This is a genomic window from Nocardia sp. NPDC003999, assembly GCF_053604885.1.
Window position 1 is genome coordinate 82,563 of sequence record NZ_JBSGIB010000006.1, and the last position, 24,066, is coordinate 106,628.

The following is a 24,066-nucleotide window of genomic DNA, read 5'->3' on the forward strand; positions in this document are numbered from 1 at the left end:
CGCTCAGAATGTCACCCGCTGATCGGGCGGCATGTACAACTTGTCGCCTTCTTTCAGCTCGAAAGCCCTGTAGAACTCGTCGAGATTGCGCACGACCTGATTGCAGCGGAATTCGTTGGGGGAATGGGTGTCGATGCTGAGATAGCGGACGGTGAGTTCCTTCGTCTGCTTCTCACGCCAGCTGCGGGCCCAGGACAGGAACATGGTGCGGTAGTCGGGATTGTCGATACCGCGGCGCTTTTCGGCGATGCGGAAGGCGGCCAGCGTGATCTGCAGTCCGCGCAGATCGGCGAGGTTCTCGCCCAAGGTGAGTTCGCCGTTGACGTGCTGGCTCGGCTCCAGCCCCTCAGGGACGAGCGCGTTGTATTGGTCGACCAGTTGTTTGGCCTTGGCGTCGAACGCGGCGCGATCCTCTGGCGTCCACCAGTCGCGGCGGTTGCCGTCGCCGTCGTACTTGGAGCCCTGGTCGTCGAAGCCGTGGCCGATCTCGTGCCCGATGGTGGACCCGACCGCACCGAAATTGACCGCGGGCAGAGCGTCCTTGTCGAAGAAGGGCGGCTGAAGGTAAGCGGCCGGGAAGACGATCTGGTTGGACGTCGCGGAGTAGTAGGCGTTCACCGTTTGCGGCGACATCCCCCATTCGGTCTTGTCGACGGGCGTGCCCAGGCGCGCGAACGTCCGCTTGACCTCGAACTCGTTGATGGCGAGCAACGACTCGATCAGCTTGCCCTTGGTGATCTTCAGCTTCGAGTAGTCGACCCACTTGTCCGGATAACCGATCTTGGGATCGATTTTGTCCAGCTTCGCCAGCGATGCCGCCCTGGTGGCAGGTGACATCCACGTCGAATTCGTGAAGTTCTCCCGGTAGGCCGCGATCACGTCGGCGAGCATCTCCTTGGCGCGATCCTTGGCTTCCGGCGGAAAATGCTTGGCCACATAGAGTTTCCCGAGCTGCTCGCCGAGCTTGTCGTCGACGATGCTCACGCCGTACTTCCAGCGTTCCGGGCGCTCGTCCTGTCCGTTGAGAATCCGGCCCTTGAAGTCGAAATTCGCGTCGTTGACGGCCTTCGGCAGATAGGGCGCGAACTCCCGCAACACGGCCAACTTCAAGTAGTCCCGCCACGTGGCGATGTCCACCTCGGTCCACAGCTGACCCGCTGCCGTGATGAAGGACGGCTGGTTGACCACGATCGTCGCGAACAACTCGCGTGGGCGGTCGGTGTTGCCCGCCAGCCACGGATCCCAGTCGAAGCCCGGGGCGAGCGCGGTCATATCGGTCCAGCTGTAGACGTTGTAGGTCGCGTCGGTGTCGCGGTTGCGTACGTTGTCCCAGTGCGCGGGGGCGATGCGCTTCTCCAGATCGAACACGCGCTGAGCGACACCGGCCGGGTCGGCCCAACCCGCGCCCGCGGCGACGCGCTCGAGGAAGGTGCGGTACTGCCCGAGCACCTCGGCGTATTCGGGCTTCCGGTAGTACTGCTCCCCGAGCCCGAGTCCGGACTGGCCGACCGAGGGGATGTAGGCGTTGGAATTCTTCCGGTCGACGCCGATGCCGAGCCCGATCAGCCCGCCGATCGGCAACTCGGCCATCACCTTGGCCAGCTCCGGCTTGGTGGCGGCGCCATCGATCTTGGCGAACAGCGGCGCCAGCGGCGTCATGCCGAGCCGTTCGATCTCGTCCCAGTCCACCCTGGCGTCGTAGAGATCCCTGATCTGCTGTTCTTCCGAGCCGGGCTTCGGGTCGTGGATACCGTCGATGATCTCGCGCAACTGCTGCTCGGTGCGCTCGCCCGCCTCGCTGCCCGAGCCGTAGCTGACCTTGTCCGGCGGCAGCTGGTACTCCCGCAGCCATTTCCCGTTGACGTGCCGGTACAGGTCGTCCTGCGGCCGTATCGTCTCGTCCGCTCCGCTGAGATCGACGCCGGTCAGCGTCCTGCTCGCGGGTTCGGTGTCGTCCGAACAGGCGACCAGCGCGGCGGCGGCCGGGACGGCTCCGAGGGCGATCAGGAAGGCACGACGATCCAGCTTCGCTGGCCGACCGGTAGATGTCACGAGAATCCTCTCCCCGACGCGGCGGTGCCGCTGGTGTACGAAGGCAGCCTTGCAGGACACGAGGCTACCGGCGCGGCGCCGGTCCGGCCCGGATTGGGGACGAGCGTCGTCGTGCGGGCCGGCGACCACCCCCGATTTGGGAACGACCTGCGGATTCCCATACACTAGACCGGTTGCCTGCGGGAGCTGTGCCCGCAATCCGGCAGTGAACCCCCAGTGGTTGGTTCCGCGTTTCTGGCTCGAACCGAGAAAACCGCTGGCAGGCGCGCGTCCGGAGGGCGACCGACCATGCCCGTCGGGTCGGCAATCCGGCGTGCACATACGTCCAGGTCAAGGAGGACGCTGAAGTGATTCAGCAGGAGTCGCGACTGCGCGTCGCCGACAACACGGGCGCGAAGGAGATCCTTTGCATCCGCGTTCTCGGCGGTTCGTCGCGTCGCTATGCCGGTATCGGCGACATCATCGTCGCTACCGTGAAGGACGCCATCCCCGGCGGCAACGTGAAGCGGGGTGACGTCGTCAAGGCCGTCGTCGTGCGCACCACCAAGGAGCGCCGTCGTCCGGACGGTTCCTACATCAAGTTCGACGAGAACGCGGCCGTGCTCATCAAGGCGGACAACGACCCGCGCGGCACCCGCATCTTCGGCCCGGTGGGCCGCGAGCTGCGCGACAAGAAGTTCATGAAGATCGTCTCGCTGGCCCCGGAGGTGCTCTGACATGAAGGTGCACAAGGGCGACACCGTGCTCGTCATCTCGGGCAAGGACAAGGGTGCCAAGGGCAAGGTCATCCAGGCCTACCCGAAGGAGAACCGGGTTCTCGTCGAGGGCGTGAACCGCATCAAGAAGCACGTCGCGAACTCCGCCAACCAGCGCGGCGCCTCCTCGGGCGGCATCGTGACCCAGGAAGCCCCCATCCACGTCTCCAACGTGATGGTCGTCGACTCCGACGGCAAGCCGGCCCGCGTCGGCTACCGGACCGACGAGGAGAGCGGCAAGCGGGTCCGGATCTCCCGTAAGAACGGGAAGGACATCTGACATGACCACGACCGAAAAAGTGCAGCCCCGGCTGAAGCAGCGCTACCGCGAAGAGATCAAGGACGCGCTGAACAAGGAATTCTCCTACGCCAACGTGATGCAGATCCCGGGCGTGGTGAAGGTCGTCGTCAACATGGGTGTCGGCGACGCCGCCCGCGACGCGAAGCTGATCAACGGCGCCGTCGAGGACCTGGCCCTGATCACCGGTCAGAAGCCGCAGATCCGCAAGGCGACCAAGTCCATCGCGCAGTTCAAGCTGCGTGAGGGCATGCCGATCGGCGCGAAGGTCACCCTGCGCGGCGACCGCATGTGGGAGTTCCTCGACCGCCTGGTCTCCATCGCGCTGCCGCGTATCCGCGACTTCCGCGGCCTGTCGCCGAAGCAGTTCGACGGCAACGGCAACTACACGTTCGGCCTGAGCGAGCAGTCGATGTTCCACGAGATCGACGTGGACCGGATCGACCGTCCGCGTGGTATGGACATCACCGTGGTGACCACCGCGACCAACAACGAAGAAGGCCGTGCCCTGCTCAAGCACCTCGGCTTCCCGTTCAAGGAGAACTGAGCACATGGCTAAGAAAGCACTGGTCAACAAGGCCAACGCCAAGCCGAAGTTCGCTGTCCGCGCCTACACCCGCTGCCAGCGCTGCGGCCGCCCCCACGCGGTCTACCGCAAGTTCGGCCTCTGCCGCGTGTGCCTGCGCGAGATGGCGCACCGCGGCGAGCTGCCGGGCGTGCACAAGAGCTCCTGGTGAGCTGACGCTCTGCGCGTCACCAACTGAACACTGAGCGAGGGCACGGACTCCATGCGAGTCCGTGCCCTCGCTCGCATCCTTGATCATGATTTCGCCACGGTTGACTAGGTAGGCTTCGGGCATGACGATCCAGTCACCGGAGACCACTTGCCGCACGAGATGACCGAGGAGCAGTACCGTCAACTGCCGGAAGGCGTCGCGCGTGAGATCGAGGTTGTGCACGGACACGTGATCGTCTGCGAGTCCCCGGTTCCTGAGCACAATCGCGTGGCACGCCGTTTGGCAGGCTCGATGGAGGAATTACCGAGCGCCGCACCGTGCATCCGCGTCGAGATGGATATCGATGTCGTCCTCTGGCGGATACCGAAGTTCACGTTCCGCCGACCGGATGTGACGGTGTACCGCTGCTTGCCCGAGCGCGGAGCGAAGCCGGAAGCCGCTGACGCACTGATCATCGTCGAGGTGTCTTCACCATCCACCGCGGCTGAAGACCTATTGGACAAGAAGGTTCAGTACGCGCGCGCGGGCATTCCGCTCTACTTGGTCGTTGTCCTCGACACCAAGTTCGACATCGAAGAGGTGCGGGAATTCCGCCTCGACGCCCACGCCGCCGAGTACCGTCTGCACCGTCTGCACCGTGACGGATTCGTCCGCCTGGAACACGTCGTGCTCGGCGACATCAGCTTCGCCGACCTGGTTCGGTAGTCGCCGGCTCATTTCGATGCCCTAGTCCCTCGAGCCCTATCAGGACCGTCCGGGTGGCAACACGCGGACAATCCCGTGGATCCACCGGCGACAGGGCGTTCGTGGAAGCCAGGCGTGCATCTTCCCTCCAGGGACCGCCGCCGGGACGCCGGAAAAGGCTCCCTCGGTCCGCGCGATTACCGACGGCGATCATCCGTTGGGTCGATAAGCCCGCCATTCGAAGCAGCGAGGGCGGATGTCGGCCTCCGCGTTTACGGACGGGCTCCGGATCAGGCCGAAACCCGGTCGGCGGCGAGGAATTCGTCGACGAAGCCCAGCGCCCGGTTCTCCAACTCCGCGTAGTGCGCTTCGCGCGCCGCGCCGGTGAGGGCTTCGTCGAGTAGCAGGTTGCCCGCGGCATCCAGGCGCTGCCGCTTCTCTTCCGCGCCGGGCAACAATCCCACCGATGACCGCGCGAGTCCGCAGTAGTAGGCGATGCCGTCGTCGAGTTGCGCGCTGAGCGCATCCCGCATGGGTCCGACGAGCGCGTCGTCGTCTGCCACGCCCGCCAGTCCCAGCCACAGTATCCGCTTGCCCGCGAGCCGGGATTTGCTGCGTCCGTAGGCGAATCCGTAGTTCCACACCCGATCGATCCAGCCCTTCAGAATCGCCGGGACCTGCATCCAGTACACCGGGAACACTGCGACGATCACGTCGGCGCCGAGGATGCGCCCCATATGGCTCTCGACCTCGGGGGAGTAGGCCTTCTCCCGGTTGCCCCATTCCGGAAGGTCGGCGGCGGTCATCCGGGGATCGAAGTTCTCGGCGTGCAGGTCCAGCAGGTCGATCCGGTAGCCGTCCGTGGTGAGCCGCCGGATGGCCAGTTCGGCGATATGGGCGGTCAGCGAATCGGGCCGGGGATGGGCGACGACGACCAGCGCGGTGCGGGTGATCGCGGTGTCCACGGTCGGGTTGTGCGGCAAGGTGGCCTCCACTGTTGGTCCGGAGATTCGGACGATCGGTTGTTCGGTCCGGTTTCCATTCCATACCCTGAGCAGTGGACGATCTATGGGTGAAAATCTACATTTGATAGGAGTTCGTCTACACTCGACTGTGTGGATCCTCTGAGCAAACTGCTGGGCGGTATACGCGCCGAGGGAGCTGTGCTCACCACCGCGGTCTTGGAAGCACCGTGGAGCATCCGGTTCGCCGACGAGGCGCCGTTGACCATGGTCACCGTGCTACGCGGTGCGGGAACACTGCTGCTGCCGGGCGGTCTGGAACGTCGGATCACAATGGGGGACACCGCGATCGTGCGCGGCCCGCAACCGTTCGTTCTCGTCGACCGCGCCGATACTGTCGGCCTGCCGCACGAGGAATACGAGGTCGCCTGCTTCGCGCCGGACGCGAAATGCGATCCCGCGCTCGATGGCGGTCGGTGGGAGAACGACCTCACCGGTGAGACCGCTCTGATCGTCGGCGCCTATCGGGCTTCCGGCCGCCGCCACGAACGTCTGCTGCGTGCTCTACCGCCCGTCCTGGTGGTGACCGACGACGTGGAGGTGTGCGCGTGGATGGAGTCGATCGCCGCCGATGCCGCCCGGCGTCCGGCCGGAGCGCAGGCGATGATGGACCGGCTGCTCGACTGGGCGCTGGTCTGCACGCTGCGCGACTGGTTCGAAGAACTGGACGCCGACGCGCCGGGGTGGTACAGAGGGCCGGCCGATCCGGTGGTCGGGCCGGCGTTGGAGGCCATGCACGGAAAGCCCTCCGCCGGTTGGACAGTCGCGTCGCTGGCCGCCGAGGCGGGGGTATCCCGGGCGCTGTTCGCACGGCGGTTCTCCGAGGTCATGGGCCAGTCGCCCCTGGCGTACCTCACCGAATGCCGGATGGATGAGGCGGAGGAACTGCTGGCTGACCGGAGTCTCACCGTGGCGCAGGTGGCGAAGGCCGTCGGCTATGCGGACGCTTTCGGTTTCAGCGCGGCGTTCAAGCGACTTCGAGGTATCCGCCCCACTGATTTCCGCGCTGCCACCACCGGTCTCGGAGCGTGAACCGGTTCCGCCGCTTCGAGACCGACTCCAGCGCGTTCTGGATCGGCAGAGCCGAGTGAAGACTTCCGATATCGTCGACGCACATCGAAGAGGTGCGGGAATTTCGCCTCGACGCCCACGCCGCCGCGTACCGCCTGCACCGACTGCACCGCGACGGATTCGTCCGCCTGGAACACGTGGCGCTCGGCCACATCAGCTTCGCCGACCTGGTTCGGTAGTCGCTGGCTCGGCCAACCTGCCGGTACCGAAAGCACTGGTCGGGGGTCGCGTGGTAGCGGCGGGGGTAGGACAAGTATCCGCCGCTACCGCACCGCCTCATGCCTTGATGAAATCGAGGATGTCGGCGTTGAGCTGCGTGGCGTGCGAGATCATGATGCCGTGTCCGGTCGCCGGGTATTCCTTGTAGGTGTTGCCGGGAATCAGATCCTTGATCACCCGACCGCAGAGGTCGATGGGAGCCGAGGCGTCGGCGTCACCGTGGATGACCAGCGTGGGCACGGTGAGTGCGCGCAACTCGTCACGGAAGTCGGCGTGGTAGATCGTATTCATGATCTCGTCCGCGGCGAGAAGTGAACAGTCCATGCACTTCTGCACCATCCACGCGATCCGCGCCGAAGACACCTGGTTGCCCAGATGCGTCGCGAAGAATGCCTGCGCGTTCTGTTCCATCCACAGCGGCCGATCCGCGGCGCGGGCCGCGCCCACCGCATCGAAGACCGCCTTCGGCACGCCGTTCGGATTGTCCTCGGCCTGCGCGAAATACGGCATCGTCACCGATACCAGCGCGACCCGGCTGATCCGATCGCTGCCGTACCGGGTCAGATACCGGACGATCTCACCGCCCGCCATCGAATGCGCGACCACGGTGACGTCGCGCAGATCGAGATGGTCCAGGAATGCGGCCAGATCCGCGGCCAGCGTGTCGTAGTCGTACCCGTGCCCGACCCAGTCCGACTTGCCGTGTCCACGCCGGTCGTACGACAGGCACCGCAGGCCCTGCTTGGACAGCGGCAGCATTTGCAGCTCCCACGAAGTGCTGCTCAACCAGCCACCGGCCAGGAAGAGCACCGGCTGTCCGGTACCCCAGTCCTGGTAGTGCAGGGTGGTGCCGTCGTGCGATTCGAAGTAGGGCATCGTTTTCTCCAATCCTTGGTTGCCCCATCATCATCTCGGGTCTTGATAATGAAGTCGATTACCTCTCGGGTAAGTGCCCTGCTTCACGACGAGCAGCGCCGATTTCTCGATGTGGTCGCTGCCAGCGCTGCCGCCGCCCCCATACGGTTCTACCGCAAGTTCGGCCTGTGCCACGTCTGCCGCGACGAGCTGCCGGGCGTGCACAAGAGCTCCTGGTGAGCTCGCGCTCGGCTGAGCGTCACCAACTGCATCGCGAGCGAGGGCACGGACTCCATACGAGTCCGTGCCCTCGCTCGCGTTTGGGGCAGCGGTCGTTCGGTGTTCCGAGGCCGGGTGAGCGCCGTTTTCGCGTTCGGCATTGTCGGGCAGCGCTTTTCCCGTCGCTATGGCAGGAGTACTTTGTCGGTGGGACTGTTCGGTGACAGAGGGGCAGAGGGTTGGTCGGGGAGCAGCCATCGCTGTCGGTCGATACCGATGCAGTCAAAGCCTTGGGGCGCTTGGCCTTCGATGTCGCCACTCAGTGTCGGGACGGGTATTCGGCATTGGAGACCGATGTCCGCGACTTGCTGGAGAGCTGGACCGGTAGCAACGCAGGCGCTTTCACGGCCGGGTGGGAAGAGTTCCATCAAGGGGCGGTGCAGGTGTGGGATGCGCTGTTCGAGCTGGCGAAGAAGCTGGGAATTACCGCGGACACCGTGCGCGGCGCCGATCAATCATTCGCGGCGGGCGTCAGCTCGCTCGATCTGCCCTGAGGGGGACCGCATGTCCGACGCAGAGGCCTTCTCGGTCGAGCTCGACAAACTCGAGAACTTGGCCGCCCGGATCCGAGGCTTCGCGGGGTTGCTTGCCGATCAGCTGGCGGCGATCGACCAGAAAGTCAAGGAAGTCGACGCCGCGTCGGCCGGTGCGGCGATGGTGGCCTACCGGGAAGCGCACGACGAGTGGTTGGCGGGAGCCACCGACATCGCCGAAGGGCTCACGGCTTTGGAGGAGGCCGTGAAACTCGCCCACGACGGCTATGCCGGAGCTGTTGCCGAGGGCTTGAGGATCCTCGGGGTATGACGGCTCTGGCTGTCGATCCGAAGGCTTACTACCAAGCGGCCACCAACTGCTTCGACGCCGCATCCGCGCTGCGGGACAGCTTTCTGTACATCCTCGCGGAGCTGTCCGAATGCGGATCGATGGCGGGCGTGGACGAGAACGGCCAGGAGTGGGCACGCTCCTACAACACCTCCGCCTACGAAGCGGTGGGATTCTTCCAGGACGTCCACTCCACGCTGTACGCATACGGCAGCGCCCTCAACGACATCGGCTTCACGCACGCGCAAGCCAACGCAACCATGAAGGGCGCACCGCAGCCGGACCGGCCGACAGACCCGGGAATGCCTGTGTTCGGCCCGTTCTCGGTCCCGGCTTCCGCTGGTGGACCTGGCCAAGGGATCGTCGACAAGGGCATCAATATCATCAGCCACATCGGCATCCCGGTTCCCGACGGCGACACGGGAAAACTCGCCAAGGCAGCCGACGCCTGGGATCGCCTCGGCACGATCTACCAGAACACGAACGCCCGCGACAAGATCACGATCGCGGCGAGCCTGTTCGACAGCGTCACCGCCGACGACGCGGGATACATCCGAGACGACCTCAAATCCCTGGCCGGTTCCATCGACCAACTACTGACCTCGTGCACCCAGATCAGCCAGTCCTGCATCGCCTATAAGGATGCGCTGACGGAACTCCGCGACGAGATCAAGGGCTTCTTGAATTCTCTCGTCCAGGAGCTCGCCATCGACGCCGCTATCACCATCGGCCTGTCGCTGATCAGCTTCGGCGCAGGCGCGGTCACCGCCGCCAAGTCTCTGGACACGGTGCGGAGATGGGCCGGGAAGATCAAAGACGGCATCATCGCCTGGCGAGCCCGCAAGGCGTTACAGATCGCGGGGATCCGCCAGGAGGCGAAGGACGCCGCAGTCAAGGCCAGGAAAGTCGTCACCGACCTGCGCGATCGGTTGCGCGGGAAGAGTGACGACGTAAAAAAGCCTCCGGTCAAGTCGCTCAAGAACGAACTCGACAACGCGCAGACATGGACTGGCGGAAATCTACCCACCCAGGGCGGACCGCAGAATGGATACCTGGTCAAAAGGGATCCCCAAGGTAATATAACGAACTATTCGTACTATGATAGTGACGGGGTCGCGACGAAGCGGGTAGATTTGACTGGTGATTCGCATTACAACAAGGCGACGGGTCAAACCATTCCAACGCCCCATGTCGTAGAAATTCAAAAATATGTGAAACCCGAGACCGGTGAGATCTTCGCTCGCACCGATCGAAACAACGTCCGGGCTGCACTACCTGAGGAGATTCCATAGTGAACACCGGTGAAGCCGATACTGAACTGTCGTCGATCCTGGCGCGCTCCCGAAGTAGTGATAATGCTGTGAGGATCGAAGCGATCGCTGACCTCGGGCGAAACATCCGCTCCAGCAGTGCGCGAGAACGATTGCAGGAGATGATGGTAGATGACGAGATCGTCACCATGCGAGTCGACGCGGCTGAGCAACTCGTCCGCACCGGCGGGGACGATGGATTGCTGGCCGTTCTGACTGAACTGGGTCGGCGCCGAAACGATCCTGATATTGACTACACCGCTTATATGCTGAGCGAGCTGGAAAACTTTGGGGAGTTTCCGGTACTTCGCAATGCTCTGGCTATCGATCGGTCCAGACTGTCGCCTGACGCTAAAATAGGTCTGAGTAACCTGCGGGAGCTTTTGAATAAATAGCCTCGTCCAGGCTCGGACCTGGCTATTTTGTGCATTTTGATATATACAGCAGGGACGGTTACGGGCGATTGCAGGAGTCGGGGATCCGTATTAGAACTATGGTGATCCTTGGGCGGATTATCTTTGCTTGCATGCATAAGAAGGTGGGGCTTCGATCCTGGTGCCGCTTCCCGCGTGGTGACGCCAGGCTTGCCCTATCCCGTGCGCAGCGTCTGCGATGTGGCGATTGGAGAGGCTGCCGGCGACCCGGCCGGAGCGTGCCTGCGCGGATGAGTCCCGCACTGCCATCTTGCGGCGAACCTTAAAGGCGAGCCGGTCTTATTAAAGGTTATCTGTTAACCTTTAATAAACATCAAGGAGTGGCGTGCGGTGCGCGCTGCTGCCGACCTCATCGTTGTGGCTGGTGATACCGTCGGCCTGCCACGTTTGCCGTGCGAGCGCCTCTACTTGCAGCCGTGAAGACGCTCGCGCCACAAGCCGCGGACGAATCTTCGACTCGGGCATAATCACCCCGTGCGACGGGGCCGCGAGTGGCACACCGTCGAGAGGCTTACTCGGCCGATGACGCAGTGGTGTGCCACTCGCGGACGCCGCGTGTCATCGGCGGTCCGGGTTGCAATCGAGGTCACCGGCGAGGATGTCGTCGACGCGTTCGGCGAGTGTGGGATCGCCGCTGGCGAAACGATTCAGGCGTAGCGGCCGCGATCGGCGGACCCGCATCGCGGCCAGGTGAATAGCGTCGCGAAGGATATCCGCACTGCTGACGCCCGTCCGCATTGCCGCGTCCTCGATGACGGCCAAGTCGGCAGTATCAGCGTGGACCGTGATTCGCTCGAGAGGCGTATGCACACTGTGGCAGAGGTGTGCGCGAAGCTGTCGCGAGCCATATGGGAGGCGGTTCATTTCGGCTCTGTGCGAGGGGACGAACGCCGGAAGCCGGGCGCAGCGAGCGCTACGCCGCGCTGGTGTGCGGTGTGAAGCTGACGCGTGCGTCGTCGGCGTCGATGGTGATGTGCAGCGAAGCGTCCAGGGCTCGTGCCAGCTTTGTCAGCAGCGGAAGGGTGGGGACGGCGTCGGATCCCTCGATCCGGGAGATCTTCGCCTGCGTCAGTCCCGCCCGGTCGGCGAGTTCCGCTTGGGTGAGTCCGAGCTCCGTGCGACGGTTGCATACGGCGGCGGCGAGTTCCATGGCCAGTCTGATTTCATGAAGCACTTCGCTGACGGCCTCGGGCTCGGTCAGCCCTTGGTCGCTACCCGTCTGCCATCGACTGTGGGGCATCACAGCTCTTCCTTCTCGATAGTGCGAAGGAACTCGTCGTGGGTGGGGCCGTGTTCGGCCTCGCATATTCTTCGCATCTCGATAGCGGGTTTGCCCTCGGCCTCCTCGCGGTAGGCGGCGCGGTCAGAACTCCAGCTCCGACCAGGGGATGTGGATCGGGAACGGGAATTCGATGGTGATGGCATCGGAGTTCTTCGGGGACCACTCGTCCGTTACGAGGTAGTTGGCCGTGCGCAAGGGGTGCACGCCGGGCGGAAGCAGCTTGCCGTGGGTCGTCTCCAGCGCGAAAGCGCGGACCATCTCGATGGCACTCCTCTCGCGTTCCAGCGTCACCTCCCAGTACATGGGGATGCCTGCCCTGGCATAACGCGCCTGCTTGGCGTACATGTCGGTCTGGGTGTTCGACGGAGAAAGGACCTCGCCGACCAGCAGGACGTCGTCGGCTCGGATGTCTTGATAAGGAGCATCCAGGCAGCGATAGACGAGAAAATCGGGTGTCACGAAGTCGGATTTTCCGGCCTGGCCGAAGAACACATTGGTTTCGAAGTCGACGCGCCAGCAGCGCTCGGGCTGCTTCGCCATGCCTTCGCGAGCGCTTCGCTTCAGGGCGCTGGTCAGCGCGAATGTGAACGCCTGATGTTCGGCAGGCCCCCGTCGTAGCCAGACGACACGCCCATCCCACAGTTCGATCTGCCCGGCGATTTCTTCGGGCAGCTGCTCGAGCTCCTCCCACGTCATGTACTCGGGGAGGTCCGGTCGTTCGGTGCTCGGACTTGCCATGGCTTCATGTTAGCCCGGTCACGGGCTGTTTCCGCTGGTCATGAGTCCAGCGAAGCGGGCACCTCGCAGACCCCGATTTTGCCCAGGTGAACCCCTTGCCTACACTAGAGCGGTTGCCTGGGCACCTCCATGTCCGCATGCGTGCGCTCGGGCGATCGAACCTCCTCCGGTCGGCAAGGGTCGGCCGGACCATCCGAATTGTCGTAGGCCCACCGCTGGGCATGCCGATGTGCATGGCTGCGCTGTATGGGAACCGCGGCGAGAAAGGTGTCTAGGTCGAACCATGACCATGACTGATCCGATCGCAGACTTCCTGACACGTCTGCGCAACGCCAACTCGGCGTACCACGATCAGGTGAAGGCTCCGCACTCGAAGCTCAAGGCGAACATCGCCGAGATCCTCAAGCGCGAGGGTTACATCGCCGACTACCGGACCGAGGACGCACAGGTGGGCAAGACGCTCATCGTCGACCTCAAGTACGGCCCGAGCCGTGAGCGCAGCCTCGCAGGCGTGCGCCGCGTCTCCAAGCCCGGTCTGCGCGTGTACGCGAAATCCACCAACCTGCCCAAGGTGCTCGGCGGCCTCGGCGTGGCGATCATCTCCACGTCCTCCGGCCTGCTGACCGACAAGCAGGCGGCCAAGCAGGGCGTGGGCGGCGAAGTCCTCGCTTACGTCTGGTAAGGGAGGTCAGGACAATGTCGCGTATTGGTAAGAAGCCCATCGCAATCCCCGCTGGCGTCGACATCACCATCGACGGCCAGGACATCTCGGTGAAGGGGCCCAAGGGCACCCTGTCGCTCACCGTCGCCGAGCCGATCACCGTCGCCAAGGGCGAGGACGGCCAGCTCGAGGTCGCCCGTCCGGACGACGAGCGCCGCAGCCGCGCACTGCACGGCCTGACCCGCACTCTGGTGTCGAACATGGTCGTCGGCGTGACCCAGGGCTACGAGAAGAAGATGGAAATCTTCGGCGTCGGTTACCGCGTGGCGCTGAAGGGCCAGAACCTCGAGTTCGCCCTCGGCTACAGCCACCCGGTGCCGATCGAGGCCCCCGAGGGGATCACGTTCGCGGTGGAGTCGCCCACCAAGTTCTCCGTGTCCGGAATCGACAAGCAGAAGGTCGGCCAGATTTCGGCGGTCATCCACGGCCTGCGCAAGCCCGACCCGTACAAGGGCAAGGGCATCCGCTACGCCGGCGAGGTCGTTCGCCGCAAGGTCGGAAAGACGGGTAAGTGATCATGGCGCAAACCGAAAACCAGAAGGCCAAGCGCATCCCCCTGGGCAAGGACGTGTCGACGCAGCGTCGTCTGTCGAAGACGCGCCGTCACTTCCGCCTGCGCAAGAAGCTCGCGGGTACCACCGAGCGTCCGCGCCTGGTGGTCAACCGCTCCTCGCGCCACCTGCACGCGCAGCTGGTCGACGACTCGGTCGGCAAGACCATCGCCGCCGCCTCGACCATCGAGGCCGACGTGCGCGCGGTGGACGGCGACAAGTCGGCCAAGAGCAAGAAGGTCGGCGCCCTGCTGGCCGAGCGTGCCAAGGCCGCCGGTGTCGAGGCCGTCGTGTTCGACCGTGGTGGGCACGACTACCACGGCCGGATCGCCGCACTGGCCGATGCCGCTCGCGAAGGTGGGTTGAAATTCTGATGATCGATAACAAGAACGGAAGGAACGTCTGATGCCGGGACGTCAGAGGCGTGACGGCGGAAGCGGACCCGCCGGACAGAATGGCAGCGCCCCCGAGGGCGGCCGCGGCGATCGTCGCGGTGGCGGCGACCGTCGGGGCGGTGGCGACCGTCGCGACAACGCCGCGGAGAAGAACCAGCTCGAGCGGGTCGTCGCGATCAACCGCGTCTCCAAGGTCGTGAAGGGTGGTCGGCGCTTCAGCTTCACCGCCCTCGTGATCGTCGGTGACGGCAACGGCCTGGTCGGCGTCGGCTACGGCAAGGCCAAGGAAGTTCCCGCGGCCATCCAGAAGGGTGTCGAAGAGGCTCGCAAGAACTTCTTCCGCGTCCCGATGATCGGCTCCACCATCACGCACCCGGTTCAGGGTGAGGCGGCCGCCGGTGTGGTCATGCTGCGTCCGGCCTCGCCGGGTACCGGTGTGATCGCCGGTGGCGCGGCTCGTGCCGTGCTGGAGTGCGCCGGTATCCACGACATTCTGGCGAAGTCGCTCGGTAGCGACAACGCCATCAACGTCGTGCACGCGACTGTCACTGCCCTCAAGCAGCTGCAGCGTCCGGAAGAGGTCGCGGCCCGCCGTGGCCTGCCGCTCGAGGACGTCGCCCCTGCCGGCATGCTGCGTGCGCGCGCTCAGGCTGCCGGAGGTGTCAAGTAATGGCAGATCTCAAGGTGACCCAGATCAAGAGTTCGATCGGCGCCAAGAAGAATCAGCGGGACAGTCTTCGGACCCTCGGTCTGCGCGGTATCCGCAAGACCGTGGTCCGCGAGGACAACGCCCAGAACCGCGGGCTGATCAACGTCGTGCGCCACCTCGTGACCGTTGAGGAGGTCTGACATGACCATCAAGTTGCATCACCTGCGTCCGGCTCCCGGCGCCAAGACCGAGAAGATCCGTGTGGGTCGCGGTGAGGGCTCCAAGGGCAAGACGGCGGGCCGTGGTACCAAGGGCACCAAGGCGCGCAAGAACGTCCCGGCCGCCTTCGAGGGTGGGCAGATGCCGATCCACATGCGGCTGCCCAAGCTCAAGGGCTTCACGAACCCGTTCCGCACGGAATACCAGGTCGTGAACGTCGGCAAGATCGCGAAGCTGTTCCCCGAGGGCGGCGAGGTCGGCAAGGCCGAGCTCGTGGCGGCCGGTGCGGTTCGCAAGAACCAGCTGGTCAAGGTCCTGGGCGATGGTGAGATCGGCGTCGCGGTCCAGGTGACCGCGGACAAGGTCACCGGCGCGGCGAAGGAGAAGATCACCGCCGCCGGTGGCACCGTCACCGAGCTGGGCTGACGGTACTCTGCATTACAGCGGCGCCGGACGAGTGGAGAGCTCGTCCGGTGCCACTGTTAGAGTTCAATTGTTGTCTGCCAAGCCTCGTCGTGGTTTTCGGCGTCCCTTCTATGTCGAGCAGGGACATCGCTGAACATCCATGTCATGACCATGTCGTTCGCCAGGAGGATCAGTGCTTTCCGCCTTCGTATCGGCCTTCCGGACTCCGGACTTACGGCGGAAGATTCTCTTCACGCTGGGGTTGATCGCGTTGTACCGGCTGGGTGCCTCGCTGCCGTCCCCCGGCGTCGACTACAAGGCGGTCCAGGAGTGCATCGACCTGGTCTCGGGCGGTGAGTCCGGCGGCATCTACCAGCTGATCAACCTGTTCTCCGGTGGTGCGCTGTTGCAGCTGTCGGTCTTCGCGATCGGCATCATGCCCTACATCACCGCGAGCATCATCATCCAGCTGCTCACGGTCGTCATCCCGCGGTTCGAGGAACTGCGCAAGGAAGGCCAATCCGGCCAGACCAAGATGACGCAGTACACCAGATACCTGTCGATCGCCCTCGCGATCCTGCAGGCCACCGGCCTGGTCGCGCTCGCGGCCCGCCGCCAGCTGCTGCAGGGCTGCCAGAAGGACATCCTGGCCGACACCAGCATCTTCGGCATGATCATCATCGTGCTCGTGATGACCGCGGGCGCGGCGCTGGTGATGTGGTTCGGCGAGCAGATCACCGAGCGCGGCATCGGCAACGGTATGTCCCTGCTGATCTTCTCGGGTATCGCCGCCCGCATCCCGAGCGAGGGCAAGGCGATCCTGGACAGCCGGGGCGGTCTGGTCTTCGGACTGGTGTGTGTCGCCGCGCTGGCGATCATCACCGCCGTGATCTTCGTCGAGCAGGGCCAGCGCCGGATCCCGGTCCAATACGCCAAGCGCGTGGTCGGCCGGAAGATGTACGGCGGCTCCTCGACCTACCTGCCGTTGAAGGTGAACCAGGCGGGCGTGATCCCGGTCATCTTCGCCTCGTCGCTGCTGTACCTGCCGAACCTGGTGGCGCAGCTGACGGGGTCGCAGAACAACCAGAATCCGAGCTGGTGGCAGGAGATCATCCAGAAATACCTGGTGAATCCCGGCAACCCGGTGTACATCGCGATCTACTTCAGCTTGATCGTGTTCTTCACCTACTTCTACGTCGCGATCACCTTCAACCCGGAGGAGCGCGCCGACGAGATGAAGAAGTTCGGCGGCTTCATCCCGGGCTACCGGCCCGGTAAGCCGACGGCCGACTACCTCAACTTCGTCCTGAGCCGTATCACCCTCCCCGGCTCGATCTATCTCGGTCTGGTAGCGGTGCTGCCGAACCTGTTCCTCGACATCGGCGCCTCCGGCGGTACCCAGAACCTTCCGTTCGGCGGTACCGCGGTGCTGATCATGGTGAGCGTCGGTTTGGACACCGTGAAGCAGATCGAGAGCCAGCTGATGAATCGAAATTACGAAGGGTTCCTCAAGTGAGAGTTGTACTGCTCGGTCCGCCGGGCGCCGGTAAAGGCACCCAGGCCGTCCTGCTGTCGGAGAAGCTGGGCGTTCCGCACATCTCCACCGGGGACCTGTTCCGCGCGAATATCAGCCAGCAGACCCCGCTGGGTCGCGAGGCGCAGAAGTACATGGACGCGGGCGACCTGGTGCCCAGCGACGTGACCAACCGCATGGTGGAGGCGCGGGTCAACGAGCCCGACGCCGCCAACGGCTTCGTCCTCGACGGCTACCCGCGCACGGTCGACCAGGCCGACGCGCTGGAGAAGATCCTCAAGCACATGAACACCACGCTCGACGCGGTGCTGCGCTTCGTCGTCCCCGAGGACACCGTTGTCGAGCGGATGCTCGCGCGCGGCCGCGCCGACGACAACGAGAGCGTGATCCGCAACCGGCTGCGGGTGTACCGCGAGGAGACCGAGCCGCTGCTGGACCACTACGACGGCCTGGTCGTCTCGGTGGACGGCGTCGGCGAGGTCGACGACGTCAACGCGCGGGCGCTGCGCGCGCTGGGCCACTGAGCCGACTCGCGATGGAGCGCTGAGGGCGGATGGTCTTCAACCGCAAGAAGAAGGTCGTGCCGTTCCGGACGGCAGGCGAACTGGACGCCATGGCGGCGGCGGGCGCGATCGTCGGCCGCGCTCTGGTGGCCGTGCGCGCGGCCGCCAAGCCCGGCGTGTCCACCGCGGAACTGGACGAGGTCGCCGAGCAGGTGATCCGGGACGCGGGCGCGGTGCCCTCCTTCAAGGGCTACCACGGCTTCCCGGCGTCCATCTGCGCATCGGTGAACGACCGCGTGGTGCACGGGATTCCGACGGCGGGGGAGATTCTCGCCGAGGGCGACCTGGTGTCCATCGACTGCGGCGCGATTCTCGACGGCTGGCACGGCGATTCGGCCTGGACCTTCGGCGTCGGCACCATCATCGAGGCCGATCGGTTGCTCAGCGAGGCGACCAAGTCGTCGATGGAGGCCGGTATCGCGGCGATGTTGCCCGGTAACCGGCTGACCGACGTCTCGCACGCCATCGAGCTGGGCACCCGTGCTGCCGAGAAGGAGCACGGGCGCGGCTACGGCATCGTCGACGGCTACGGTGGGCATGCCATCGGGCGCGAGATGCACCTCGATCCGTTCCTCGCCAACGAAGGCGAGCCCGGTAAGGGCCCGAAGCTCGTGGTGGGATCGGTGCTCGCGATCGAGCCGATGCTCACGCTCGGTACCACCCAGACGAAGGTGCTCGACGACGACTGGACCGTGGTCACCGTGGACGGCAGTCGTGCGGCACATTGGGAGCACACGGTCGCCGTCACGGAGGACGGACCCCGGATCTTGACGTTGCGTCCGGAGTAGTGCACGGCCGTCGGACGGGTCCGGTTCGGTGACACTGCGCGGCGAGGAAACGAGCCGCACCGACGCCAGGATTCCTGGTCGATCTCGCCGCTTCTCCGCGTGCAGGCACCATGCGCCGACACGCCACCGGGCGATACCCAGCGTTCGCTGGATCGGTGACGTCGTTCCTTGCACCCGCGTCCTTCGCGTCGAGCCGAAGCGGTGGGCCGGTCGGTGCCCGTGCGGGGTGGAACGGTTACTTTCTCCTTGGTTTCGAACTGTTCTGAACGATGCCGTCAGCGTATGGCGGGGCAGTAGCCGGTGACCTGAGTAGACCGCTACTCGAATCGGCTTGGCGCACGCCGCAGTTCGCCGCTATCCGGCCTGCTCCGTGGACACCGCGACGGGGCGGGCAACGCTGTGGCCTGGCTATTCCGTGTGCGTAAGTAGCCGTTCAATCCGCGCGGCGCAGAGTCGTTCGCAGCACCAAAGTGACTATCGGCAGATCGAATTCGCCTTCGGCCGTCTCCGGCCTCGCCAGCAGATAGGCCCTGGTCCGGGCGAGCACCTCGGTCCGCTCGTCGGGGGAGATCACCACCGTGTGCGATTGCGTACCGATGGTCGCGGTCAGGGACTCTGCGGTGCGCCGATGTCGGTGCGGGAAGGTCGACCGCTCGAACACGTGCCGGCGGAACAGCGGGTGGTCGGGTAGCGCCACTTGTTCGCTCGGCGGCAGGGGCGTGGATACGCTGGACCCGGCCACCTTTTTCAGCCCCGCGACCCACTCCACGGAGCTGTCGTCGGTGTTCCACAAGGCAGCGAGAACGCCGCCGGGCCGCAGCACTCGGAGGAACTCCGGATAGGCACGGTCCAAGTCGAACCAGTGGAAAGCCTGCCCCGCGACGATCGCGTCCACCGAATCGTCCGCGAGCGGAATGGCTTCGGCCGTACCGGCGTGGGCGGCGACGTCCGGGAATCGGCGGGCGAGTTCGGCGCGCATGTGCTCGTCCGGTTCGACGGCGATCACGGTGGCGCCTGCTTCGAGCAGACCCTCGGTCAGCTTGCCGGTTCCGGCGCCGAGATCGAGGACGGTCAACGGTCGCCGGTGGGCGACGGAGGCCAGCGCCCAGCGGATGGCCGCGGCGGGATAATCGGGACGGTGTTCGGCGTACGCGACGGCATGTGCGCCGAACGAACTCGCCCTTCTGGTGTGCAAGGCGAGCTTTTCTTCGTAGTCGTCCGGACTCCCCATCCGTTTCACTCTACGGATGGGGAGCCGCGACGGAACCTAAGATGCGCCGGGAAGTCTCCGGACGCCCGCGCAGACCTCGGCGGCCAGGTCGTCGTAGCCGACGGCCAGTTCGGCCAAGCGCTGCCAGGCGTCCCACAGATCCCATTCCGAACTGCTGGCCAGCGCCGCGTAGGCGTTCGCGGTGAACTGGGCCAGGCGATCGATCACGGCGCCGACGGTCTCGGTGTGCACGTGCGCCGCGCCGTGGGCGGGCGGCAATTGCGTGGTGATCCAGCGATCGATGTCGTGAATCAGGCTCGCACGCAACGCGTCTATTTCGCCGAGTGATTCGGGTCCCGCGCTGAGCCTGCGTTCGTGCAACGTGGTGAGTTCGTGTGCGCAGCGCAGCATCGGATTGCTCTCGTGCATCTCGCCTCGGCAGGCTTGCAGCACTTGATGTTTCGCCGGAAGAACCGCCCCGGTGGTCATCGCCCGGCCGTTCTCGTGCAGGACCGTACGGTGTCGATGATGGACGAGCCGGAGGGACGGAAACCGTTCTCGGGAGCCACGATCCAGTGCCGATAGTCGGCGTCGGCCACGGCGGGAGACGGCAGTGCGATCTCACCGCCGGAGGGCACGATGGAGACGTTGAGACGGAACAGTTCCGCGAACAGCCGGACGTCGTCGGGTAAGTCGGGGCGGGTGAGGAAGGTCCACCGTTTGGACCGAACGTGAGAAACGATCGGGCCCAACGCTATTCGGCGATGGGTGAGATCGTCGCGAACTTTCTGCCCCAACGCGGCGGGCATCGTGATCGCGCCGACGAATCCGGCGCGGAGGACGATTCGGCCTATCTCCGGATGGACTCCGGCGGGCAGGTCGCAGGTGTGTCGATAGTAGGCGCATCGGGCGGTCGGGGTATCCGCCAACGCCAGTTGGTCCATAGGGCCCTCGGGTAGCTTCGTGTGACTTTTTCCAAGCCGCCCGGACGGCGCTGCGGCACCAGTGCTGTGATCCGGTTCATCGTGCGGGCGTTGTCTCAGTAGAGCACTCCATGGAGCGGATCAAACATTCCGTTCAATTAGTTCTCGAGAAATTCGTTCGCCCGCCGGTTACCGGCGGGTGTGGTTACCGGTAGGGTGCGCGGGGATGCCCCGCGTTCAACTCGGCGTACGTAATTCCTGGTCAAACGACCTGTGTAGATGCGGGGCGAGAACGCGGGGAGTTTTGTTCAGCGCCGTCGCTGACGGGTGCGCTACCTTGCCGCAAATCGATACCGCGGCAGCGCGCCTCAGGGTGTCGTGCGGAAGTACAGCACGCGGTCGCCGTGCTCGGACAACGGCGTGTCGACACTGATCTGGCGCAGGCCGCAGTCCGGCAGGTAGGTGAGGTTGGCGAACACCTTCGTGTTGCCGAAGGCCGCGCGCAGCTTGCTCTCCGTCGCCCGGTCGGGGTTGTACAACGCCAGCGTCTCGAAATCGAGTGGCGCGAGCGGTTTGTCGAGGGGGGCCTGCCCGGCAGGACGGCCGAGCGCGGCGTACTGGGTGGCCGTACCGCGCTCGTACCAGCACAACTCGTAGGCCACGTCCTCCGTGACCGTGATCGCCGCGACCGGCCAGTCCTGGGAGAGGCGCAGTGCCAGTGGATGTTTCGCCACCGGGGTGAGTTCCCAGTTCAGGCTCATGACCGTCACCCAGCCGCCGTAGGGCTGGTCGATCAGCACGATGTCGTCGCCGAGGGTGGCGGAGGTGTTCAGCTTCGGCTCGCGGATCTTCCACTTCGACTCGGTCGTACCGAGATAGCTGTCGCGGTCGAGGGGATAGGCGTCGTCGACGGCGTAGGCCGCGATGATCGCGGCGCGCACCTGGGCGATGGCGTCCCGTTCCGGCACGTAGACGCTGAGCGCGCCGAAGGTGGAGCCGATCTGGACCGGCGTCGACGGCTGATCCTGCTCGGTGCCCGGCGCGAGCGGTCGCAGGCCGACGAGAGCCAGCTTCCAGTTGATCTCCTCGACGGTCGACAGGTCGCCGGAGGATTTGAACATGATCTGCTGCTGGGTGAGCCGTCCGGCTCCCTCCAGGGTGCGGCAGCCCAGTTCGACCAGCGCCCGGTGCGACTTGGGAGTGAGATCCAGGTCCTGGATGCCGCAGGCGCGCAACCGGATCGACATGGTGGTGGAGGTGAACGCGGCGTACCGCTCCCGGTACATGGCGATGGCCTGCTTGCGCGACCGGCCGACCATGAGCGTGCGCAGCAGCGTGCTCAAGCTGGCCAGGTACTTGCCGGACAACTCCGGGTTCGCCGCGGCCAGGCCGGCGCGGATGCGGGCCGCCTCCTCGGTCGCGGCCACGGCGGCGTCCTGGTCCAGCCTGCCCAGCCAGACACCGCACTTGGACAGGCCGTCGGCGCACGGGCCCGCGACTTCCGGATGCGCCCGAGCCACTTGCCGGTAGACGTCACAGGCGCGCCGGATCGTCGTGGTGGCCAGTTCCCTGCGCCCGCTGTGCCGTGCCGCCTGCTCGAAGGAGCGCAGCGCGTCGTTCAATTCCCCGGCCAGACGGGCGGTGAGCACTTGGCCCCTGGACAGCAGGCGCAGGCGGATCGCCACCGCTTCTTCGGCGGGCGCCAGCGCTTCCCTTGTGCGGTCGCGCGTCGAGCCGTTGTTCTTGGTGGCGATCAGCCCCTTGGCGAGTTCGCCGAGCGAGGTGGCCAAGCGCAATTCGGATTCGACCGTCCGGTCGAGGGCCGCATACCGATCCGCCGCGATCTGACGCTCCATCGCGTCCAGATCCATCGCGCTCCTCGTTTCCAGCATGATCCTCCGCCAACGCGCGGCAACCGCGCAACACATTCTTCTGCGCACCGAGTTTGTCACGCTTGCCGCCCGCGCGCACCTGTATCCCGCCAGGCAGACCGGGTCGTTCGGCGGTCGGCGACCCGCGCGGCGGCCGACGCGATGGCGGAAGGCATGATCGAGGGTTGTGCGAGCCCTTCTACAGCGCGTGAGATCGGCCCGGGTGACGGTCGGCGAGCAGGTCGTCGGAAGGATCGATCCGGTGGTCGACGGCCTCCCGCACGGCCTGGTCGCCCTGGTCGGCGTGACGCACTCCGACACCGAGGCGACCGCGCGGGCATTGGCCGACAAGGTGTGGCGGTTGCGCATCCTCGACGGGGAGCGCTCGGCCGCGGACCTCGGCGCGCCGATTCTGGTGGTCAGCCAGTTCACGCTGTACGCGGACACGAAGAAGGGCAGGCGTCCGTCGTGGTCGGCGGCCGCGCCCGGCGCTGTCGCCGAACCACTCGTCGAGCACTTCGCGGAGGCGTTGCGCGAACTCGGCGCAACCGTGGCCACCGGGCGGTTCGGCGCGCACATGCACATCGACCTGGTGAACGACGGTCCGGTCACCCTTATGGTGGAGCTGTGAGCTGTTGTCTTGCCCCGAAAATTGGGGGCTCCGAGCGCATCTGGTGATCCGCGCCTCGCTCGACCTGGGCACGAAGTCTGCCCGCAAACATCGAGGAATTTCCCGTTCACGTTGACGTCACTGGTGATTAGTCATCCGCTGTTACCGTGGGTGGGAAGGACTCGAGGGTGGAGGAGCGGACGCGATGGCGGACAATGTCGAATTCGATGAGCATCTGTTCCGCAAGGCGGCCCAGAAGACGGGGCATGTCCAGGACCGGATCACCGGCATCATAGACAGATTGAGCACGTCGATCGCGGCGCGGGGGAACTGCTGGGGCAACGACAGTATCGGCCGTAACTTCGCCAACGGCCCGGACGGCTCGGGCGGTTACACCACGACCAGGGACAACCTGATCAAGGGCGCACGAAACATGGCGGGCACGTTCGAGAACTTCAGCAAAGGACAGACGAAGACCGCGAATCTGCTGCGCGACATGGAGCACGGCAACCGCGACGGCATCCGCTGACCCGGGGTTCACCGACCGATGACGAACGAGCAAGCCAAGTCGGACTTGGCCGACATCCTCGACGGCGTCCAAGAACAGATGCGGATCATCGCACGGTTGCAGCAGGAGCGCGCCGAACTGACCGGCCGCGCGACGGTGCGCGGCAAGCGGGTGACGGTGGTCGTGAACGCCGACAACACGGTGATCGATACCCAGTTCGGGCCCAATATCGAGGACCTCAGCCATGCCGAGATCGCCAAGGCGGTCACCGAGGCCGCGCAGCTGGCCAGTGCCGACGTGGCCCGCAAGACACGGGATCTGATGGCTCCCTTGGACACTCATCGGGCCCGGATGCCGAAGCTGTCCGATCTGGTCGAGGGCATGCCCGAGGTGCGCGCTCCGGAACCCGTCCCGGCTCCGACGGCGCCGCCGAACGCGCGGGAGCGCAGGGGGTTCTCCGACGGCAGCGGCATGCGCTTCACCGATACCGAGACGGTAGAACGCGATCGTGGTGGATCGGTCACCGATTCCAGCTGGTGACCTCGGTGGCCGCACCGGGCC

At 65.2% G+C, this 24,066-nt stretch carries 33 protein-coding genes and 1 pseudogene; 24 read left to right on the forward strand and 10 right to left on the reverse strand.

Annotated features, from left to right (window positions below):
• Positions 1–3: 3 nt before the first annotated feature.
• Positions 4–2,052 carry a M13 family metallopeptidase gene (locus ACWESM_RS15215; protein ID WP_364430750.1) on the reverse strand — a complete coding sequence of 683 codons (2,049 nt, stop codon included), beginning with the start codon at positions 2,050–2,052 and terminating at the stop codon, positions 4–6.
• A gap of 347 nt (positions 2,053–2,399) precedes the next feature.
• Here ACWESM_RS15215 and rplN point away from each other — a divergent pair, with 347 nt between their 5' ends.
• The 5 genes from rplN (at position 2,400) to ACWESM_RS15240 (ending at position 4,547) form a co-directional block, all read left to right on the forward strand.
• Entirely contained in the window at positions 2,400–2,768 is a 369-nt protein-coding gene (gene rplN, locus ACWESM_RS15220; RefSeq protein WP_039795505.1) for a 50S ribosomal protein L14, read from the forward strand.
• A gap of 1 nt (position 2,769) precedes the next feature.
• Positions 2,770–3,087, forward strand: coding sequence for a 50S ribosomal protein L24 (gene rplX, locus ACWESM_RS15225; protein WP_039795507.1), 318 nt, complete (start codon positions 2,770–2,772; stop codon positions 3,085–3,087).
• 1 nt (position 3,088) lies between these two features.
• A complete protein-coding gene (gene rplE / locus ACWESM_RS15230) occupies positions 3,089–3,652 on the forward strand; it encodes a 50S ribosomal protein L5 (RefSeq protein ID WP_355076098.1) in 564 nt (187 codons plus the stop codon).
• A gap of 4 nt (positions 3,653–3,656) precedes the next feature.
• The gene (locus ACWESM_RS15235; protein ID WP_014981705.1) at positions 3,657–3,842 is read left to right on the forward strand and encodes a type Z 30S ribosomal protein S14; all 186 of its coding nucleotides are present in this window, start codon (positions 3,657–3,659) and stop codon (positions 3,840–3,842) included.
• Positions 3,843–4,001: 159 nt separating this feature from the next.
• Complete coding sequence (locus ACWESM_RS15240) at positions 4,002–4,547, forward strand: Uma2 family endonuclease (protein ID WP_397277051.1); 546 nt, start codon at positions 4,002–4,004, stop codon at positions 4,545–4,547.
• 269 nt (positions 4,548–4,816) lie between these two features.
• On the opposite strand, the gene ACWESM_RS15245 is transcribed toward ACWESM_RS15240, so the two are convergent.
• Entirely contained in the window at positions 4,817–5,509 is a 693-nt protein-coding gene (locus ACWESM_RS15245; RefSeq protein ID WP_452492234.1) for an NAD(P)H oxidoreductase, read from the reverse strand.
• Positions 5,510–5,641: 132 nt separating this feature from the next.
• Here ACWESM_RS15245 and ACWESM_RS15250 point away from each other — a divergent pair, with 132 nt between their 5' ends.
• The gene (locus tag ACWESM_RS15250; RefSeq protein ID WP_364430762.1) at positions 5,642–6,580 is read left to right on the forward strand and encodes an AraC family transcriptional regulator; all 939 of its coding nucleotides are present in this window, start codon (positions 5,642–5,644) and stop codon (positions 6,578–6,580) included.
• Between the two features lie 92 nt (positions 6,581–6,672).
• The gene (locus tag ACWESM_RS15255; protein ID WP_452492236.1) at positions 6,673–6,798 is read left to right on the forward strand and encodes a hypothetical protein; all 126 of its coding nucleotides are present in this window, start codon (positions 6,673–6,675) and stop codon (positions 6,796–6,798) included.
• Positions 6,799–6,895: 97 nt separating this feature from the next.
• Here ACWESM_RS15255 and ACWESM_RS15260 read toward each other — a convergent pair whose 3' ends face one another.
• Complete coding sequence (locus ACWESM_RS15260) at positions 6,896–7,714, reverse strand: alpha/beta fold hydrolase (protein WP_364430768.1); 819 nt, start codon at positions 7,712–7,714, stop codon at positions 6,896–6,898.
• 116 nt (positions 7,715–7,830) lie between these two features.
• Here ACWESM_RS15260 and rpsN point away from each other — a divergent pair.
• From rpsN to ACWESM_RS15285, 5 genes and pseudogenes are all read left to right on the forward strand, one after another.
• A pseudogene (gene rpsN / locus ACWESM_RS15265) lies at positions 7,831–7,933 on the forward strand (type Z 30S ribosomal protein S14); the annotation flags it as partial.
• A gap of 218 nt (positions 7,934–8,151) precedes the next feature.
• The gene (locus ACWESM_RS15270; RefSeq protein WP_452492238.1) at positions 8,152–8,466 is read left to right on the forward strand and encodes a WXG100 family type VII secretion target; all 315 of its coding nucleotides are present in this window, start codon (positions 8,152–8,154) and stop codon (positions 8,464–8,466) included.
• Between the two features lie 10 nt (positions 8,467–8,476).
• On the forward strand, positions 8,477–8,776 hold the full coding sequence (locus tag ACWESM_RS15275; protein WP_364430772.1) for a WXG100 family type VII secretion target: 300 nt from the start codon (positions 8,477–8,479) through the stop codon (positions 8,774–8,776).
• On the forward strand, positions 8,773–10,086 hold the full coding sequence (locus ACWESM_RS15280; protein ID WP_452492240.1) for a WXG100-like domain-containing protein: 1,314 nt from the start codon (positions 8,773–8,775) through the stop codon (positions 10,084–10,086). Before ACWESM_RS15275 ends, ACWESM_RS15280 begins: the two co-directional genes overlap by 4 nt.
• Positions 10,086–10,499, forward strand: coding sequence for a HEAT repeat domain-containing protein (locus ACWESM_RS15285; protein ID WP_452492242.1), 414 nt, complete (start codon positions 10,086–10,088; stop codon positions 10,497–10,499). Before ACWESM_RS15280 ends, ACWESM_RS15285 begins: the two co-directional genes overlap by 1 nt.
• A 597-nt stretch (positions 10,500–11,096) precedes the next feature.
• Here ACWESM_RS15285 and ACWESM_RS15290 read toward each other — a convergent pair.
• The 3 genes from ACWESM_RS15290 to ACWESM_RS15300 all read right to left on the reverse strand — a co-directional run bounded on the left by ACWESM_RS15290 (position 11,097) and on the right by ACWESM_RS15300 (position 12,558).
• On the reverse strand, positions 11,097–11,300 hold the full coding sequence (locus ACWESM_RS15290; RefSeq protein ID WP_364430788.1) for a hypothetical protein: 204 nt from the start codon (positions 11,298–11,300) through the stop codon (positions 11,097–11,099).
• A 151-nt stretch (positions 11,301–11,451) separates the two neighbouring features.
• A complete protein-coding gene (locus ACWESM_RS15295) occupies positions 11,452–11,778 on the reverse strand; it encodes a helix-turn-helix domain-containing protein (protein WP_364430791.1) in 327 nt (108 codons plus the stop codon).
• Positions 11,779–11,901: 123 nt separating this feature from the next.
• The gene (locus ACWESM_RS15300; protein ID WP_397277079.1) at positions 11,902–12,558 is read right to left on the reverse strand and encodes a Uma2 family endonuclease; all 657 of its coding nucleotides are present in this window, start codon (positions 12,556–12,558) and stop codon (positions 11,902–11,904) included.
• A gap of 283 nt (positions 12,559–12,841) precedes the next feature.
• Between ACWESM_RS15300 and rpsH the strand changes: the two genes are divergently transcribed.
• The 9 genes from rpsH (at position 12,842) to map (ending at position 18,383) form a co-directional block, all read left to right on the forward strand.
• Complete coding sequence (gene rpsH / locus ACWESM_RS15305) at positions 12,842–13,240, forward strand: 30S ribosomal protein S8 (protein WP_039795549.1); 399 nt, start codon at positions 12,842–12,844, stop codon at positions 13,238–13,240.
• A gap of 14 nt (positions 13,241–13,254) precedes the next feature.
• The gene (rplF, locus tag ACWESM_RS15310) at positions 13,255–13,794 is read left to right on the forward strand and encodes a 50S ribosomal protein L6 (RefSeq protein ID WP_356964784.1); all 540 of its coding nucleotides are present in this window, start codon (positions 13,255–13,257) and stop codon (positions 13,792–13,794) included.
• A 2-nt stretch (positions 13,795–13,796) separates the two neighbouring features.
• Positions 13,797–14,204 carry a 50S ribosomal protein L18 gene (gene rplR / locus ACWESM_RS15315; protein WP_355076134.1) on the forward strand — a complete coding sequence of 136 codons (408 nt, stop codon included), beginning with the start codon at positions 13,797–13,799 and terminating at the stop codon, positions 14,202–14,204.
• Positions 14,205–14,235: 31 nt separating this feature from the next.
• Positions 14,236–14,895, forward strand: coding sequence for a 30S ribosomal protein S5 (gene rpsE / locus ACWESM_RS15320; RefSeq protein ID WP_039795557.1), 660 nt, complete (start codon positions 14,236–14,238; stop codon positions 14,893–14,895).
• On the forward strand, positions 14,895–15,074 hold the full coding sequence (gene rpmD, locus ACWESM_RS15325; protein ID WP_039795559.1) for a 50S ribosomal protein L30: 180 nt from the start codon (positions 14,895–14,897) through the stop codon (positions 15,072–15,074). The genes rpsE and rpmD overlap by 1 nt, the downstream gene beginning before the upstream one ends.
• A 1-nt stretch (position 15,075) precedes the next feature.
• A complete protein-coding gene (gene rplO, locus ACWESM_RS15330; RefSeq protein ID WP_039795561.1) occupies positions 15,076–15,519 on the forward strand; it encodes a 50S ribosomal protein L15 in 444 nt (147 codons plus the stop codon).
• Between the two features lie 172 nt (positions 15,520–15,691).
• Positions 15,692–17,014, forward strand: a complete 1,323-nt coding sequence (secY, locus tag ACWESM_RS15335) for a preprotein translocase subunit SecY (protein WP_355076137.1) — start codon at positions 15,692–15,694, stop codon at positions 17,012–17,014.
• Positions 17,011–17,556 carry an adenylate kinase gene (locus ACWESM_RS15340; RefSeq protein WP_355076139.1) on the forward strand — a complete coding sequence of 182 codons (546 nt, stop codon included), beginning with the start codon at positions 17,011–17,013 and terminating at the stop codon, positions 17,554–17,556. The genes secY and ACWESM_RS15340 overlap by 4 nt, the downstream gene beginning before the upstream one ends.
• Positions 17,557–17,585: 29 nt before the next feature.
• Positions 17,586–18,383, forward strand: coding sequence for a type I methionyl aminopeptidase (map, locus tag ACWESM_RS15345; RefSeq protein WP_355076141.1), 798 nt, complete (start codon positions 17,586–17,588; stop codon positions 18,381–18,383).
• 433 nt (positions 18,384–18,816) lie between these two features.
• Here map and ACWESM_RS15350 read toward each other — a convergent pair whose 3' ends face one another.
• The 4 genes from ACWESM_RS15350 to ACWESM_RS15365 all read right to left on the reverse strand — a co-directional run bounded on the left by ACWESM_RS15350 (position 18,817) and on the right by ACWESM_RS15365 (position 22,408).
• On the reverse strand, positions 18,817–19,614 hold the full coding sequence (locus ACWESM_RS15350) for a class I SAM-dependent methyltransferase (RefSeq protein ID WP_397277082.1): 798 nt from the start codon (positions 19,612–19,614) through the stop codon (positions 18,817–18,819).
• A 36-nt stretch (positions 19,615–19,650) separates the two neighbouring features.
• Positions 19,651–20,082, reverse strand: a complete 432-nt coding sequence (locus ACWESM_RS15355) for a DUF4254 domain-containing protein (RefSeq protein WP_355076145.1) — start codon at positions 20,080–20,082, stop codon at positions 19,651–19,653.
• The gene (locus ACWESM_RS15360) at positions 20,079–20,537 is read right to left on the reverse strand and encodes a DNA-directed RNA polymerase subunit beta (RefSeq protein WP_356964781.1); all 459 of its coding nucleotides are present in this window, start codon (positions 20,535–20,537) and stop codon (positions 20,079–20,081) included. Before ACWESM_RS15360 ends, ACWESM_RS15355 begins: the two co-directional genes overlap by 4 nt.
• 347 nt (positions 20,538–20,884) lie before the next feature.
• Positions 20,885–22,408, reverse strand: a complete 1,524-nt coding sequence (locus ACWESM_RS15365; RefSeq protein WP_355076149.1) for a hypothetical protein — start codon at positions 22,406–22,408, stop codon at positions 20,885–20,887.
• Positions 22,409–22,574: 166 nt separating this feature from the next.
• On the opposite strand from ACWESM_RS15365, the gene dtd reads away from it, so the two are divergent.
• The 3 genes from dtd (at position 22,575) to ACWESM_RS15380 (ending at position 24,045) form a co-directional block, all read left to right on the forward strand.
• Complete coding sequence (gene dtd, locus ACWESM_RS15370; protein ID WP_355076151.1) at positions 22,575–23,018, forward strand: D-aminoacyl-tRNA deacylase; 444 nt, start codon at positions 22,575–22,577, stop codon at positions 23,016–23,018.
• A 184-nt stretch (positions 23,019–23,202) separates the two neighbouring features.
• A complete protein-coding gene (locus ACWESM_RS15375) occupies positions 23,203–23,526 on the forward strand; it encodes a hypothetical protein (RefSeq protein WP_356964778.1) in 324 nt (107 codons plus the stop codon).
• Between the two features lie 18 nt (positions 23,527–23,544).
• Positions 23,545–24,045, forward strand: a complete 501-nt coding sequence (locus tag ACWESM_RS15380; protein WP_452492246.1) for a YbaB/EbfC family nucleoid-associated protein — start codon at positions 23,545–23,547, stop codon at positions 24,043–24,045.
• The last annotated feature ends 21 nt before the right edge of the window (positions 24,046–24,066 follow it).